Genomic DNA, 15,508 nt, shown 5'->3' with positions numbered 1-15,508 from the left:
GCGCAGGACCAACCCTCCGCCCCCGCGACCATGTCCACCCGCCCTGGCACCGCTCCGAACGTCGCGCAGATCGAGGCCGCCTTCACCCGCAAGCGCGAGGAGCTGGGCGTCCGCGCCGCGTTCCCGCCGGAGGTGCTGGCCGCGGCCGAAGCAGCCGCGCGACGCGATCCATCGGGCGCGCCGGGGCGCGCGGACCTCACCGGCATCCCCTTCGTCACCATCGACCCGCCGGGGAGCCGCGACCTGGACCAGGCGCTGCGGCTGGAGCGCGCGGGCGACGGGTTCCGCGTCTGGTACGCCATCGCCGACGTGGGCTTCTGGGTGGAGCGCGGCGGCCCCATCGAGCGCGAGGCGTGGCTGCGCGGGGTGACCTTCTATGCGCCCGACTGCCGGCAGCCGCTGTACCCCTCGATGCTCAGCGAGGGCGCGGCCAGCCTGCTGCCGGACGCGGTGAAGCCCGCCTTCGTCTTCGCCTTCGAGCTGGACGCGCGCGCCGAGATCGTGTCGTGGACGATGGAGCGGGCGCTGGTGCGGAGCCGCGCGCAGCTCACCTACCAGCAGGCGCTGGAGCACGTGGAGGGCGGCGGGGCGAAGTTCCGCGGCCAGCCGTGGGCCGACTCGCTCACCACGCTGAAGGCGTTCGGCGAGCAGCGGCGCCAGCGCGAGGTGGAGCGCGGCGGCGTGTCGCTCCCCATCCTCACGCAGCACGTGGAGCGCGCGGCGGCCGCGCGGCTGGGCTACGAGCTGGAGTACGAGCAGCCCAGCGCGTCGGAGGACTGGAACTCGCACGTTTCCCTGCTCACCGGGCACGCGGCGGCACTGAGGATGGTCGAGGGGAAGGTCGGCCTCCTCCGCGTCCTTCCGCCCGCCGAGGAGGGCGCGATCGCCGCCTTCCGGCGCGCGGCGCGGGCGCTGCGCTTCCCCTGGCCGCCGACGATGTCGTACGCCGAGTTCATCCGCTCCATCGACCTGAAGAACCCGCTCGCGGCCCCGCTCGTCTGGCAGGCCAAGCGGGTGATGCGCGGCGCGGACTACCTCGCGTTCGACGGCGAGGTGCCCGCCGACGCCGAGCATCACGCGCTGGCGATGCTGTACGCGCACTGCACGGCCCCGCTCCGCCGTCTGGCCGACCGCTACGTGCTGGAGCTCGTCGCCGACCTGTCTGCCGGGCGCGCCCCGGACGCGGAGAACCGCGCGCGGCTTCCCGAGCTGGCCAGGGTGATGAACGAGACGGAGACGCGCGGCGGCAAGCTGGAGCGCGCCGTGGTCGACATCGCCGAGGCGTGGATGCTGAGCGGGCGCGTGGGCGAGAGCTTCGGGTCCACCGTGCTGGGGATGCACGACGGCAAGGTCGAGGTGCAGATCGAGGATCCCCCCGTGCGCGCCATCGCCGCGCGCGGCGAGCACACGAAGTGGCTGGACCTCGGCGAGCACGTGCAGGTGAAGCTGACCGACGTCTCCGTGGACGAGGGGGAGAGCCACTTCGAGGTGGTATAGCCGATCGCGACGCGCATCGACTTCCAGTGTGCGGCGTCCTCGCGACGACCTTGAGGTGATGCGGCGGAACCGGGGGAGAAAGCGACGCGGCGGCCGGAGGAAAATCCCCCGGCCGCCGTGCTTTTATCGTGATGGAGATCCGTCGCCCCGCTATCCCGCCGCGGGCTTCCCGCCCTCCTTCGAAGAGCCGCCGCCGAAGAGGCGCTTCGCGGCCGCGGCCAGGGCGATCACGCCGGCGACGATCGCCTTCTTGGCCGCGAGCAGCCCCAGCAGCAGCACCTTGAAGAAGCCCGCCTTGGCCGCCACCGTTCCCGCCACCAGCGCGCCGATGCCGTACGCCGCCACCTTGTCGCCGCCGGTGAAGTCGGCGTAGCGGTGGCCCTCGTTGAAGTCCACGAAGCCCAGCACGCCCTGCATGTCGCGCTCGATCTCCGGCAGCTGCGACATCCCGGCCACCGCGTTCAGCGAGAGCACGCCGCGGCGCCCCAGCACGCGCACGTCGTAGTTCAGCGCGTGCTCGCCATCCGCCGCGCCCACCTCGGCCAGCTCGCGCGCCCAGTACAGCTTGTGCGTGGCCACGTCGTAGCGCGGGCGCGCCGCCCACCCCACCAGGTCCAGCGTGGCGTATCCCTGCCGCGCGCGCTCGGCGTTGTCCTCGCGCGTCTCCTGCTGCATCTGCCGCAGCATCTCGTCGTAGTCGATCTTTTCCGCCTCGTCGTCCTTCACGTAGCCGTCGTCGCGGTACGTCACCACCACGCCCCACCCGGCGCTGTCCACCGGGCTCCGCGCGGGCACGATCATCCCGAGCGGGTGCGAGGTGCCGGGCGGGTTCCCCCATCCCTGCACGATCACCCGCTCGGCGTTCTCGCCGTCCAGGAAGCGGTAGCCCTCCGGCAGACGGATCGTGGCGATTCCGCCCGGCAGGCTGATGGTCCCGGTCTGGTAGTGCAGCGTGGCGTCGAACTCCGCGGGGGTGAACGAGTCCTGCGCGGCCGGCTGCGGCGGCGCCTGCCCGTGCAGCGCGGCGGGAACGAGAACGGCGGTGAGAAGGACAATGCTCCTGCGCATCGGGGTGGGCTCCGGTGGGATGGTGGGATGGACCGGCGGGAGGGAACCAGCAGTCGCTCCAAATTGTCCGTTCGTGACATTCTCCGCAATCCCCGCGATCGCCTCCGCGGGATGTCCGGTCCACCGCGAAGTTCGACACCGAAACGAAGCGGGGGGACGATGCGCATCTGCATCGTCCCCCGCTCCCGTTGCGTCCCGGCGAGGCTCAGTAGTACGGGTTGGCCCCGGAGTCGTGGTCGGTGACGTCGATGATCTCGTGGATCTCCGGCACCTCCTCCTTCACCATCCGCTCCACGCCCATCCGCAGCGTGGCGGCGCTGGCGCTGCATCCCTGGCACCCGCCGCTCATCCGCACCCAGATGGTGTCGTCGCTCACGTCCACCAGCTCCACCGCGCCGCCGTGCGCCGCGATGCGCGGGTTCACCAGCGTGTCCAGCACCCGCTGCACGCGGTCGGCCAGCGGGCCGCTGACCCCGGGGTTGCCGGAAAGCGTGGGCGGGGGGATGAAGCGCGGTTTCGGCGTGTCCACGCTGAACCCGCCGTCACCTTCGTTCCAGTCGATGGTGGCGCCGCTCAGCAGGTTGCTGGTGTCCAGGTTCAGCAGCACGCGGATGCCGTCCAGGTTGATGGCGATCTCCGTCTTCTGCTTGTCCTCGCGTTCCACCAGCGAGATGGCGTACTCGCGCTCCAGCGGGCTGCGCGGCTCGTCGCCGGCCGCCACGCCGATGCGCAGCGCGGGGTCGCGCACCACCTCGGCGTCCACCAGCGACTGGATCTTGGCGCGCGCGGTGTCGGTGAGCTCGATCATGTCGGTGCTTTCCACGGCCGCGGCGCGGCCGCCAGTCTCATGAAACCACGGGGTTGGGGCGTGTTCCGCGCCCGAGGCGCGGAACCGGGCTGCGCGCGCCGTAGGGCACGGTACCACTGTGCCCAACGGCGCCGGGCCGGCTGCGGCGAAACTGCCCGCCTCCGCCGTCCCGGCCCTGCGGGCGCGCATCCCTCACGCAGAGCCGGGAGCGCCGCGTCGAAGCCGCGCGGAACGGTTGCACGGCATACACCCCGCGTGCGGGTGCGTTCGGCCGTGGCGTGAAAGATATCGCGCGCCGCCCCCCAGCGGGAGCGGCGCGCGATTTCATCGTGCAATCGGCGGCGACGATCAGGGCTTTCTGCCCTTCCCGTGCCCCCGGCCGTTGTCGCCCGGCGCGGGAACGGAGGCGGGCGGGCCGCCGCCGTTGGCGCGCCCCCCGTGCGCCGCCGCGTTCGCCGGGCCGCGCACGTCCGGCGGGCCGCGGCGGGCGGCGGCGTTGCCGGAGTTCCCGCGCGTGTCGCCGGGAAGGCGGCGCAGCGCCTCGGGGCCGCGCGCCAGCGCCGCCGTCACCCGCTGCAGCGCCTGCTCCGATGCCACCCCTTCCCTCACCAGCTCCGTCAGCACGGCGATGGCCACGGCGCGGCGGTCGGGCGCCGCCTGGCGCGCCAGGCGGCCCAGCACGCCGGCATCCACCCCGGCCTCCACCGCGTCGGCTCCCACGCTCAGGTCCGCGGCGGTGAGCGCGGGCGCGGGCTGCTGGCCGCCCATGGCGCCGCGGGCGCGCTGCAGCGAAGTCAGCCGCCGCTCCACCGCCATGGCGATGCGGTCGTCCGGCACCCCCTTGGCGTGCCCCTCGGCCACCTTCGAGTCCAGCAGCGCCACCGGGATCCCCGCCTGCGCCGCGTGCTGCCGCGCCGCCTGGATCCGCTGCGCGGGCGTCTGGGCGCCCGCCCACGAGAGCGGCACCAGAAGCAGGGCGGCAGTAAGGATCAGGCGTCTCATCATCCAGGCTCCGAGGGATCCGGGCGTCCGCCCGTCTGCCCTGTACGACGAACAGATGTCCCGCCGCGTCACAACCTGATACGCATTCACGGGACCACCAGCACGGCCGAGGTCCCGCCGAACCCGTCGTCCACCGCGGGAACGCCCGGCGGGGTGAAGAAGGTCCCGTCCGCCGCCCGGAACCCGTAGTGGTGCGCGCCGGAATCCAGGCGGACGCTGGCCGTCCACTCGTCTCCCTCGGCCGTCATCGCCACCGGCTTCCACGCCGTGAAGTCGCCGATCACCGACGGCGCCTCGGGATAGTCCTTCCGCGGCAGCCGGAACACCGCCAGGCCGTTCGCCAGCGCCGGGAGATACGCCGGCGCGGCGGGCCCGGCCGGCCGCGGCGCCCGGCCGATGCGGTGGCTCACCTGCACCGTCCACGTGCGCCGCGGCGTGCTGAGGTAGACCGGGTCCATCGGCTCCTGCCGGATCCCCACCTCCAGCCGCGCATCTCCACAGCGGACGCTGCCGCCGACGCCGTACGCCAGCCGGGGAGACGGGAAGTCGGCGCCCGCCCACTCCCCCGCGTACGCCCAGCCGCCGTACCGCCCGCGCTCCACCTGCGCGGCCGCGCCCAGGTAGGGCCAGTCGCCGTCGCCCGCGTGCAGGAAGCGTCCCTCCGCGGTCAGCTCCACCCCCTCCGCCGCCGTGGCGATCAGCCGCGCCGACGACTCGCCGACCGCGCGCGAGCGGCCGGAGTCCACGCCCACGCCGGTGTTGTAGATCACCCCGCTGGCCAGCTCGCCGCGCAGCACGCCGCGCGCCCAGGTCAGCGTGGGCAGCGCCTCCAGCGTCACCCCGCCGCCCGACCTCACGCTGTCCGCCGCGCCGTAGCCGAAGACGTGCGCCCCCAGCGACGCCCCCGCCGTGAATTCTCCCCGGTCAACGCCCAGCCACGTTCCCGCGCCCGCCGCGCCCCACGCCGGCCCGTCGCCGCCGAGCGGGGTTCCCGCCTGGGCGTACAGCCAGCGCGCCGTGGCGCTGTCGCCGTACTCCACGCCGAGCGAGGCCACGGCGCCGCTCACGCGCGACGACACGGGGTCGCTCACGGCACGGCCGGCCGCGGCCTGCACCCACCACCCCTGCGCGGCCAGGGCGCAGGGGGGGAGCGAGGCGAGCAATGTGGTGAGGGGGATTGCGAAACGGCGGATCACGAAGCTCCGAGCGGGGGGAGCGAGATGCGGCTGTTGGTGCCTCCGAAGCTGTCGTCCACCTGCGGCGCGTTGGGATCGGGCATCCAGCGCTGCCCGTCGACCACGAAGGCGTAGTCGTGCACGCCGGGGCGCAGCGGCACCAGCGCGGTCCACTCGCCCGGCGCCGTCTCGCGCAGCGAAACCGCGGGCTTCCACCCGGTGAACGTTCCCGCGATGGCCACGGACCGGGCGTCCGGCACGCGGATGCGGAATTGGACGTACACCGGCGGCGCGTCCGGAGCGGCGGCCACGGCCGGGCCCACGCCGCGGAGCACCTCCGCCGGCCGCGCGTGCGGCCGCGCCAGCACCAGCGCGAGCAGCGCCACCATCGCGAACGCGAAGCCGTACGCCGGCCGCAGCATGAGCCGCACCGGCGTGGGCGACCAGAGCCAGCCGAGCAGCGCCGCGAGCGGGGAGCGGGCACGGCCGCGCGGCGCATCCGCCGGCAGCGCGGCCATCACCCGCGCCGTCAGGTCCGGCGCCGGCATCGCGCGCAGCCGCGCCGCCGCCGCGTCGATGCCCGTCGACAGGCGCACGGCTTCCGCGCGCTCCGCAGGGCTGAGCGCGTCCAGGGGCAGATCGCCATCCAGGAAGGCGTTGATTCGCTCGTTCATCGTCGTCGTGGCCGCCCCGTGGCGACGTGGGAACTCCCGATCAGCATCACGAAGCAGACGATTTGCGCCCCTGCCGCGTCACCGAAAAGGGGATGTGCGTACGAATCTAGCACCGCCGCCCGTTGAAATCCACGAGCCCGGATCGCCGTCCGCGCGGGGCGCGCGTAGCTTCACTCCCTCACGCATCTACCGATTACGGAAGTGATGGAAGACATGTTCCTGCAGGTGATCTCGGTCCTGGACGCGCTGCTGATCCTGGGCGCGTACTTCGGCTACCAGCGCGGGTGGCTGGGCAAGGAGCAGCGCCTCTACTCGGCCATGAACGCGCTCGGCGGCGCGATCCTCACGTGGGTGGCGCTGGCCGACGGCCGCTGGGGGTTTGTGCTGGTCGAGGGCGCATGGACGCTGCTGTCCATCCCCGCCCTCATCCGCCCGCCGAAACCCGCGCCCCGGTGAAGCACGGGCCAGCCGGCACGTCGTCCGCGATGCCGAACAGTGAGAAGCAGAGAGGCGCGGCACCCCGCCGGGGTGCCGCGCCCTGTCGATCGCTGCGCCGGGCGATGCCGCTACTGCATCACCGGCAGCGCCTTCCCGTTGCCGTTGCCGCCGCCGGAGTGGCCGGCGCCCAGCGGCACCTTGATGCAGGCGACGAAGTGGCCGCCGCCCTTGTCGGCCAGCGGCGGAACGATCTCCGCGCAGTCCTGGTCCTTCAGCGGGTGCTGGCAGCGCGGGTGGAAGGGGCACCCGCTGGGCGGGTTCGCCGGCGAGGGAACGTCACCCTCCAGCACGATGCGGCTGCGCTTGGCCCGCGGGTCGGGGATCGGCACCGCGGAAAGGAGCGCCTGCGTGTACGGCATCAGCGGGTTGCGGTACAGCTCGTCGCTGTCGCACAGCTCCACGATGCGCCCCAGGTACATCACCGCCACCCGGTCGGCGATGTGCTCCACCACGCTCAGGTCGTGGGCGATGAACAGGTAGCTGAGGCCGAACTGGTCCTGCAGGTCCTGCAGCAGGTTGATCACCTGCGCCTGCACCGACACGTCCAGCGCCGACACCGGCTCGTCGCACACGATCAGCTCCGGCTCCACCGCCAGCGCCCGCGCGATCCCCAGCCGCTGCCGCTGCCCGCCCGAGAACTCGTGCGGGTAGCGCACCGCGTGCTCCGGCCTCAGGCCCACCACCCGCAGCAGCTCGGCCACGCGGTCGGCCGCCTTCTGCCCCTTCGCCAGGTTGTGGATGGCCAGCACCTCGCGGATCATGTCGCCCACCGTCATCCGCGGGTTCAGCGAGCTGTACGGGTCCTGGAAGACGATCTGCGCCTTGCGCCGCAGCCGCCGCAGCTCGCCGCGGTCCATCTGGTAGATGTTCTTCCCCCCGAAGCTCGCCTCGCCCTCCGTCGGCTCGATCAGCTTCAGGATGGTGCGCCCGGTGGTGCTCTTGCCGCACCCCGACTCGCCCACCATCCCCAGCGTCTCGCCCTTGCGCAGGAAGAAGGAGACGCCGTCCACGGCCTTCACGTCGCCCACGTGGCGGTTGAACAAACCCTTGCGGATGGGGAAGTACTTCTTCAGCCGGCGCACGACCAGGAGCGCGTCGGGCGGCGGCTCCATCTCGTCGGGCGTCTGGCCGCGCAGGTCGCTGTCGCCCTTGGCCGGCGGCAGCTCGCGCCGCTCCGGCCGCTCGGGAACCAGGTCGATGCCGTCGCCCTGGCGGGTGTGCGCCTCGGCCGTGTGCGGATGCGTGACGCCCTCGCCCACCAGCCCCTCGGCGGGCGGGCGGCCCACCGGCGGGTCGCCGCCGGGGCCGCGGTTGCCGTCGCCCGCGCCCGCGCCGCCGGCGGGGGTGCGTCCCTCGGGCGTGCTCACGAGCCCACCTCCCCGGCTTCGCCCGCCACGGGCGTGTCGGCGCCGGTCCCCGTCACCGCGCCCGCGGGGGTGAAGCCGCCGCCCGCGCGCCGTACCTCCTCGCGCCTCTCGGGATACTTCACCAGCCAGCACTTGTTGCGTCGCCCGGGGCCGATCTCGAACAGCGGCGGCTCCTCGCGCTCCGTCTTCTCCCACCCGTACGGGCAGCGGTCGCGGAAGCGGCACCCCGCCGGCCAGTTCGTCGGCGACGGCACCACGCCCGGGATCACCGCCAGCCGCTCCACCTCCTCGCCCAGCTTGGGCATGGAGCGCAGCAGCCCCTCGGTGTAGGGGTTCTGGGGGTCGTGGAAGACGTCGTCCACCGGCCCCTCCTCGAACACCTGGCCGGCGTACATCACGATCACCCGGTCGCAGGTCTCGGCCACCACGCCCAGGTCGTGGGTGATCAGGATGATGCTCATCCCCAGCTCTTCCTGCAGCCGGTTCAGCAGCTCCAGGATCTGCGCCTGGATGGTCACGTCCAGCGCGGTCGTCGGCTCGTCGGCGATCAGCAGCTTGGGGTTGCATGCCAGCGCCATGGCGATCATCACCCGCTGCCGCATCCCGCCCGAGAGCTGGTGCGGGTACTCGTCCACCCGCTGGTGCGGGATGGGGATCCCCACCAGCTGCAGCATCTCGATGGCGCGGTCGCGCGCGTCGCGCTTGTTCAGGTTCTGGTGCAGCCGGAGCGACTCCACGATCTGCTCGCCCACCTTGAACACGGGGTTCAGCGAGGTCATGGGCTCCTGGAAGATCATGGCGATGTCGTTGCCGCGGATCTGGCGCATCCGCCGCTCCGGGGCCTTCACCAGGTCCTCCATCTCTCCCGCCTCGTTGCGGAAGAGGATGCGCGAATCCGGCTGGATCTGCCCCGGCGGCTGCGGGATCAGGCGCATGACGGAGAGCGAGGTCACGGACTTGCCGCTCCCGCTCTCGCCCACGATCCCCAGCGTCTCGCCCGGATTGACGTGGAAGCTCACCCCGTCCACCGCGCGCGCCAGCCCGGCGTCGGTCTTGAACCAGGTCCGCAGGTTCTCCACCTGCAGGATCGGCCCCGCCCCCGCCCCGGCCGGCCGCACCACCCGCGCTTCGTCGATCTGCGTCAAATCAGCCCCCACGCTTCATACGCCATCCATTCATCGGGCTCGGCAAGCCAGAGCCAGGCGACCTCGATCCAGAACCCGGGAATTGCCTCGCACGTAAGCCGCGCCGGCGATCCGGGCTCCACCGGCTCGTACGCCCCGGCCGACAGGCGGTACGCTTCGGCCGTGCGCAGCACCGGGTCGAGCAGCCAGTAGTCGCGAACACCCGCCCGCTCGTACTCCCGCAGCTTCTCGATGCGATCACGCGCGCGGCTCTCGGGGCTCACGACCTCGACGGCGAGATCGGCGGGTCCATTCAGAAACGTCCCCTGGATCCGGGAGATGTGCTCCGGTGCCACGTACGCCACGTCGGGCACGCGGCTGGACATTCCGGGCCCGAGCTTCATCTGGAACTCGCCGTGGAACACGCGGCCGCCGATCTTCCTGCGGCGCAGAAAGCCGCGGAGGACCGCGTAGATGAACCCCGAGACCGCGTCGTGCCGCTCGGAGACGGGGCTCATCGGCACCACCTGCCCATCCACCCATTCCGCATGCGTATCCTCGTCGAGCGTGGCGAGGAAATCCTCGAATGAGATGCTTCCCGGATGCTCCATCGCAGGCAGGCTCATGGCCGCCTCCCGTTCGTGCAGATCGATCGTGTCCATGGCCTCGGCATCGAGCGCCGCGGCTGCTTCCAATCCACCCACCTCGTTCGCCGTCACGTCCTGAGCCGCGGGTCCAGGGCATCGCGGAGACCGTCGCCCAGCAGGTAAAGGCGACCAGCGTTACCACTCTGCCATCTCGCCGGGGTTCGCGTGGAAGCTCACCCCGTCCACCGCGCGCGCCAGCCCGGCGTCGGTCGTGAACCAGGGCCGCAGGTTCTCCACCTTCAGGATCGGCCCCGCCCCCGCCCGGGCGCCGCGCCACCCGCGCTTCGCCGATCTGCGTCAAATCAGCCCCCACGCTTTGAACGCGCCCCATTCATCGGAGCCCTGTCGCCAGAGCCGCGCCACGCGGATCCGGAAGCCGCGGCGCGGACGTCCACGGTGCACCCCCCGGATACGGCATCAAGCCAGCCCCCACGCCTCGAATGCCTTCGCTTCGTCCGGCAGCTCCGCCCACAGCCACGCGGGATCGATCCAGATGCCGGGAAGAACCACGCTGCGCATGCGAGGCGGGTCGCCCGCGGGCACGGGCTCGTACGCGCCGCTGGCCGCCAGAGTGTGGACCTCCGCCGTGCGCCGCGCCGGGTCCACCCACCAGCACTCGGCCACCTCTTCCAGCGCGTACTCGCGGAGCTTCTCCTGCCTGTCTCCGGCCTGGCTCCCGGGGCCCACCACCTCCACCACCAGGTCGGCCGGCCCGTGCTCGAACCGCACGCCCCAGTGCTGCACGGTCGCGGGGCCCAGGTAGACCACGTCGGGCTCGCGGCGGCCGCCTTCCCGCTGCATCGGTTCCGGCGCGTGGAGCAGCACCCCTCCCAGCTTCTGGTGGTTGATCCAGCCGCGCAGCGCCGCCGCGAGGAAGGCGGTGATGCGCGCTCGCTCCTCCTCTAGCGCCGCAACCGCGCCCTCCGCGTCTCCGGCCTGCGTCAGATCAGCCCCCACTCCTCAAAGGCCGCCCACTCGTCGGGCGCCTCCGACCACAACCACGCGGGATCGATCCACAGCCCGGGCAGCACCACGCTGTTCAGGCGGGGAGGATCGCCCGGATCCACTCGCTCGTACACGCCGCCCGGCGAGAGCGCGTACACGTCCGCCGTCCTCTGCGCCGGGTCGATCAGCCAGTACTCCCGCACCCCCGCGGCCTCGTACTCGCGGAACTTCTCCCGGCGGTCGCGCGTGCGGCTCTCCGGGCTCACCACCTCGATCACCAGGTCGGCGGGCCCTTCCACGTAGCGCTCGCCCCACCGCGCCATCGTCGCCGGGCTCAGGTAGATCACGTCGGGCTCGCGCCCGCTGCGCGCCAGCTTCATCTGCGCGGGGGCGTGCAGCACGATCCCGCCCAGCCGCTTCCGGTTCGCGTACCCCCGGAGCGCGGCGAGAAGGAATGCCGTGATCGTCAGATGCTCCTTCGACGGCGGAGTCACCGGCACCACCTGCCCGTCCACCCATTCCGCATGCGTCCCCTCGTCCACCGTTGCGAGGAAGTCCTCGTACGAGATGCCGTTCGGGTACTGCAGCGCAGGCAGGCTCATGGCCGCTTCCTGTTCGTGCGATCGATCGTGTCCATGGCCTCGGCATCGAGCGCCGCGGCTGCTTCCAATCCACCCACCTCGTTCGCCGTCACGTCCTCAGCCGCGGGTCCAGGGCGTCGCGGAGGCCGTCGCCCAGCAGGTTGAAGGCGACCACCGTCACCACGATGGCGATGCCGGGGAAGGTGGCGATCCACCACGCGTTGATCAGCGCGTCGCGCCCGTCGCTGACCATGTTCCCCCAGCTGGGCGTGGGCGGCTGCACGCCCAGCCCCAGGAACGACAGCGACGCCTCGGTCAAAATCGTCTGCCCGATCCCCAGCGTGGCCGACACGATCACCGGCGCCATGGTGTTGGGGATCACGTGCCGGAAGATGATGCGCCAGTCGCCCATCCCCAGCGCCCGCGCGGCCTGCACGAACTCCCGTTCTCGCAGCGACAGCACTTCCCCTCGAACCAGACGCGCCGTTCCCATCCACCCCGTCAGCCCCAGGACGATGACCACCAGGTAGATGTTGGGCTCGAAGAGCGCGATCACCACGATCAGCAGCACTAGTCGCGGGAACGACAGCATCATGTCGGTGAAGCGCATGAGGATGCTGTCCACGATCCCGCCGAAGTACCCGGCGAAGGCGCCGATCAGCGTTCCCAGGGTGATGCTGATGGCGACGGCGATGAAGCCGATGGAGAGCGAGATCCGCGACCCGTACAGCACCCGCGAGAAGATGTCGCGCCCGAACTTGTCGGTGCCCATCAGGTGCTCGAGCGACGGGGCCAGGTAGCGCGACAGGATGATGTTCCCCTGCTCGGCCGGATCGTACGGCGCGATCAGCGGGGTGATGAGGGTGATGACGTACAGCAGGACCATCACCGCCAGCCCCGCCATCGCCAAACGGTTCTTCCTGAAGTGGCGCGCGGCGATGGACCACTGCCCGTCGCCGTGCAGCCGCCGCTGCTTGCGCGAGCGCACCGCCAGGTCGTAGAAGGCCCATCCCCACACCGCCGCGCCCAGCGCCACCAGCGCCACGATGGCCACCACGCCGTCCACCGGCATGCGGCGGCCGGTGAACACCGCGGCGATCTTGCCGCGCGCCAGGTAGGCCAGCGAGAGCGTGAAGGCCCAGGCGAAGAACAGCGTCATCCCGGCGATCCACTCGCCGCGGGCGAAGTGCCCCAGCCCGGGGACGACCGACATGGCCACCTGCGCGGGGGTGGCGGGCACGCGCCCGGTGCGCCCGGCGGCGGGGGTGGCCGTCTGCGCGATGGGCTCGGGCGGCATCTGCTCGGGAGTCACGGTCGCCGGCATGGGGCTACTCCGCGCGGATGCGGGGGTCGACCACCGCGTAGAGGACGTCGGAGACCAGGTTCCCCAGCACCACCATCGCCGCGATCACGAAGCTCGTGGCCATCACCATGGGGTAGTCGCGCTGCAGGATGGCGTCGACGATGGCGCGCCCCATCCCCGGCCACCCGAAGATCGTCTCCACCAGCACCGCGCCGGAAAGGAGGAAGGGAAGGTACAGCCCCAGCAGGGTGATGATGGGGATCAGCGCGTTCCTGAGCGCGTGCTTGAAGATGACCGTGCGCTCGGAGAGCCCCTTCGCCCGCGCGGTGCGGATGAAGTCCTGGTGGATGACCTCGAGCATGGAGCCGCGCATGTAGCGGGCGACGCCGGCCGCGTTCCCGATCCCCAGCGCCAGCGCGGGAAGGAAGAGGTGCTTGAAGCGGTCGGCGAACTTGCCGCCGGCGCTCATGTACTCGTATCCCACGCTGGTCATCCCGCTGGCGGGAAACTGCAGCCACCCGAAGTACGGCGCCCACCCGGGGTGCGCGCCCAGGATCTGGTTGGCCTTCATCGAGAAGAGCAGGATCAGCATCAGCGCGAACCAGAACGAGGGCATCGAATAGAAGAAGAGCGCCAGGAACGAGAGCACGTTGTCGGCCACCGAGTACTGCCGCACCGCCTGCACGATCCCGATCAGCATCCCCACCACGAAGATCAGCACCAGCGACAGCAGGGTCAGCTGCAGCGTGTTCCACAGCACCCCCGGCAGGATCTGGCTGATGGGCTGCTGCTGCCCGAACGAGTAGCCGAAGTTGCCGCGCAGGAAGCTCCACATCCACTTCAGGTACTGGATGTGGAGCGGCTGGTCGAGCCCCAGGTTGTGCCGCATCTGCTCGATCACCCGCGGGCTCACGTTCGGGTTCACGAACCTGGCCGTCGGGTCGCCCGGGGCGATGTGGATGATGAAGAAGATCAGCGTGAGGATCCCCAGCAGCAGCGGGATGGCCCCCAGGATCCGGCGCAGCAGGTACCCGATCATTCCTTCACCGCTTTCCCTTTGCCGTGTCGTTTCCGCCGCCCGCGGGCGCCGCTCCGCCCCGCGCCGGGCCCTGCAGGCTGCGCGGGATCCACCACTCCCACACGTTCTGGTACGCCCCGTAGGTGTTGATCCGCACCCCGCGGAGCCGGTTCCGCACCGCCGAGATGGCGTCGTAGTAATACAGCCAGGTATACGGCTGATCCTGCACGATTCGCTCCGCGGCGGCCCGCCAGAGCGGGTACGACTGCTCGTAGGTGGGCCTGGCCAGCGCCTCCTGCATCAGCCGCACCACCTCGGGGTTGTTGTACTGCACGATGTTGAACTGCGCCCCCGGCATGAACTCGGGGGTGATGTCGGGCGAGAGCTGCACGCCCCAGCTCCCCAGCGCCGCCTGGTACCTGTGCTCCGAGAGCGAGTTCTGGAAGGTGTTGAACTCCAGCGCGCGGAGCTGCGCGTCGACGCCCACCTTCTTCCACTGCTGCTGCACGATCTGGGTGACGTCGGCGCGGCGCGCGTTCCCCGAGTTGGTCTGCAGGGTAAAGGAAAGTGCGCGTCCGTCCCTGTCGCGGATGCCGTCGCCGTTGGTGTCCTTCCACCCCCGCGCGTCCAGGATGCTGTCGGCGCGCGCGGTGTCGTACGGGAGCGGGCGCACCGCCGGGTTGTCGCCCAGCCCCTTGAAGATGGGCGAGTAGGGCCCGGCGGCCGGCGTGGTCCAGTCCTGCATCTGCAGCGCCCGGATGATCCCCGGCACGTCGATGGCCAAACCCAGCGCGCGCCGCACCGCGGGGTCGGCGAAGGCGGGGTGCGCGCTGGGGAGGTAGGCGATGTATTCCCAGAAGCGCCCCTGCTCGCGCTCGATCCGGATCTGGTGCTGCGGGTCGCCCGCGCGGATCTGCGGCACCTGGTCGAAGCTGATCCCGCGCACCATGTCGGCGGTGCCGTTGCGCAGCTCCACCAGGCGCGTGGTGGGCTCGCCGATGATGCGGATGACGATGCGGTCCAGCCGGGGCTGCACCGGGAAGTACGGGTTGGGAACCAGGGTGATGCTCTCGCCGCGCCGCCACGCGCCCACCTTGAACGGTCCGCTCACCACCAGCCGGTTGGCCGGATCGTTCAGCGCCGGGTGCGTGCGGATGCTTCCCGGCGCCGCGTCCTGGTACACGTGCCGGGGGACGATGTTGGACGCGGTGGAGAACATCATGTCGGCGTAGCGGCGCTTGTAGTGGATCACCACGGTGCTGTCGTTCTCGGCCGTCACCGAGTCGATCTGCTCCACGTCGCCCTGGCGCGGCGACGCCACGGCGGGGTTGCCCATCATCTGGTAGGTGTACACGACGTCGGCCGCCGTCAGCGGCTGGCCGTCGCTCCACTTCAGCCCCGAGCGCAGGCGGAAGCGCATGGCGGTGGAGTCCGGGCCGGTGTACTCCCAGTGGTACGCCGCCGCCATGGGGTTGTCGTTGCTGGTGAGGTACTGGAGTCTCCCGTCGCGCCACTCGGGGCGGGTGAGCCCCATGTACATCACGTCCATCAGGTCGCTGTCCAGCGACGTCTGCCAGACCAGCGGCATGGGCTTCTCCATGTCGGCTGCCTCGACCAGCACGGCGGTGCCGCCGCGCTCGGGGGTGCCGCCGGGCTCCTGCGTGGTGTCGCGCTGGGCGGTGCCGCCGCCGCCGGAACGGTCACCGCCGCAGGCCGCGGCGAGCGCCGCCAGGAGGAGCGTGGCGGCGCGCGTAGTGAGGAGGGACCCGCCTGGGGTGTTCCGCATGGTCGTGTGGGGGTG

Annotated in this window: 15 protein-coding genes; 2 read left to right on the top strand and 13 right to left on the bottom strand. The window is 71.7% G+C overall.

Features of this window, described 5'->3' with window-relative positions; translation table 11 throughout:
* Positions 1-30 precede the first annotated feature (30 nt).
* On the top strand, positions 31-1,497 hold the full coding sequence (locus VLK66_RS27205) for an RNB domain-containing ribonuclease (protein ID WP_325312664.1): 1,467 nt from the start codon (positions 31-33) through the stop codon (positions 1,495-1,497).
* 150 nt (positions 1,498-1,647) lie between these two features.
* Here VLK66_RS27205 and VLK66_RS27200 read toward each other — a convergent pair whose 3' ends face one another.
* The 5 genes from VLK66_RS27200 to VLK66_RS27180 all read right to left on the bottom strand — a co-directional run bounded on the left by VLK66_RS27200 (position 1,648) and on the right by VLK66_RS27180 (position 6,224).
* Positions 1,648-2,565 carry a DUF2167 domain-containing protein gene (locus VLK66_RS27200; RefSeq protein ID WP_325312663.1) on the bottom strand — a complete coding sequence of 306 codons (918 nt, stop codon included), beginning with the start codon at positions 2,563-2,565 and terminating at the stop codon, positions 1,648-1,650.
* Positions 2,566-2,770: 205 nt separating this feature from the next.
* Complete coding sequence (locus VLK66_RS27195; protein WP_325312662.1) at positions 2,771-3,373, bottom strand: NifU family protein; 603 nt, start codon at positions 3,371-3,373, stop codon at positions 2,771-2,773.
* Between the two features lie 348 nt (positions 3,374-3,721).
* Complete coding sequence (locus VLK66_RS27190) at positions 3,722-4,378, bottom strand: hypothetical protein (protein WP_325312661.1); 657 nt, start codon at positions 4,376-4,378, stop codon at positions 3,722-3,724.
* An 83-nt stretch (positions 4,379-4,461) separates the two neighbouring features.
* Positions 4,462-5,571 carry a glycogen-binding domain-containing protein gene (locus tag VLK66_RS27185; protein WP_325312660.1) on the bottom strand — a complete coding sequence of 370 codons (1,110 nt, stop codon included), beginning with the start codon at positions 5,569-5,571 and terminating at the stop codon, positions 4,462-4,464.
* The gene (locus VLK66_RS27180; RefSeq protein WP_325312659.1) at positions 5,568-6,224 is read right to left on the bottom strand and encodes a glycogen-binding domain-containing protein; all 657 of its coding nucleotides are present in this window, start codon (positions 6,222-6,224) and stop codon (positions 5,568-5,570) included. Before VLK66_RS27180 ends, VLK66_RS27185 begins: the two co-directional genes overlap by 4 nt.
* A gap of 204 nt (positions 6,225-6,428) precedes the next feature.
* Here VLK66_RS27180 and VLK66_RS27175 point away from each other — a divergent pair, with 204 nt between their 5' ends.
* Positions 6,429-6,680: a CBU_0592 family membrane protein gene (locus tag VLK66_RS27175; protein ID WP_325312658.1), complete on the top strand. Its 252-nt coding sequence runs from the start codon at positions 6,429-6,431 to the stop codon at positions 6,678-6,680.
* Between the two features lie 110 nt (positions 6,681-6,790).
* On the opposite strand, the gene VLK66_RS27170 is transcribed toward VLK66_RS27175, so the two are convergent.
* The 8 genes from VLK66_RS27170 to VLK66_RS27135 all read right to left on the bottom strand — a co-directional run bounded on the left by VLK66_RS27170 (position 6,791) and on the right by VLK66_RS27135 (position 15,493).
* On the bottom strand, positions 6,791-7,834 hold the full coding sequence (locus VLK66_RS27170; protein ID WP_349260556.1) for a dipeptide ABC transporter ATP-binding protein: 1,044 nt from the start codon (positions 7,832-7,834) through the stop codon (positions 6,791-6,793).
* A gap of 251 nt (positions 7,835-8,085) precedes the next feature.
* Complete coding sequence (locus VLK66_RS27165; protein WP_349260555.1) at positions 8,086-9,207, bottom strand: ABC transporter ATP-binding protein; 1,122 nt, start codon at positions 9,205-9,207, stop codon at positions 8,086-8,088.
* A 23-nt stretch (positions 9,208-9,230) separates the two neighbouring features.
* Entirely contained in the window at positions 9,231-9,932 is a 702-nt protein-coding gene (locus VLK66_RS27160) for a Uma2 family endonuclease (RefSeq protein WP_325312655.1), read from the bottom strand.
* A 345-nt stretch (positions 9,933-10,277) separates the two neighbouring features.
* Positions 10,278-10,817 (bottom strand): Uma2 family endonuclease, encoded by a 540-nt coding sequence (locus tag VLK66_RS27155; RefSeq protein WP_325312654.1) that lies wholly within the window; start codon positions 10,815-10,817, stop codon positions 10,278-10,280.
* Positions 10,802-11,407 (bottom strand): Uma2 family endonuclease, encoded by a 606-nt coding sequence (locus tag VLK66_RS27150; protein WP_325312653.1) that lies wholly within the window; start codon positions 11,405-11,407, stop codon positions 10,802-10,804. The genes VLK66_RS27155 and VLK66_RS27150 overlap by 16 nt, the downstream gene beginning before the upstream one ends.
* An 88-nt stretch (positions 11,408-11,495) precedes the next feature.
* On the bottom strand, positions 11,496-12,710 hold the full coding sequence (gene opp4C / locus VLK66_RS27145; RefSeq protein WP_325312652.1) for an oligopeptide ABC transporter permease: 1,215 nt from the start codon (positions 12,708-12,710) through the stop codon (positions 11,496-11,498).
* Positions 12,711-12,714: 4 nt separating this feature from the next.
* Positions 12,715-13,728 carry an ABC transporter permease gene (locus VLK66_RS27140; protein ID WP_325312651.1) on the bottom strand — a complete coding sequence of 338 codons (1,014 nt, stop codon included), beginning with the start codon at positions 13,726-13,728 and terminating at the stop codon, positions 12,715-12,717.
* 4 nt (positions 13,729-13,732) lie between these two features.
* Positions 13,733-15,493: an ABC transporter substrate-binding protein gene (locus VLK66_RS27135; protein ID WP_325312650.1), complete on the bottom strand. Its 1,761-nt coding sequence runs from the start codon at positions 15,491-15,493 to the stop codon at positions 13,733-13,735.
* Between the last annotated feature and the right edge of the window lie 15 nt (positions 15,494-15,508).

The sequence above is a fragment of the Longimicrobium sp. genome (assembly GCF_035474595.1).
GTDB lineage: Bacteria > Gemmatimonadota > Gemmatimonadetes > Longimicrobiales > Longimicrobiaceae > Longimicrobium.
Note: the sequence above shows the minus strand (reverse complement) of the source record. Positions and strands in the feature narration are given on the sequence as shown.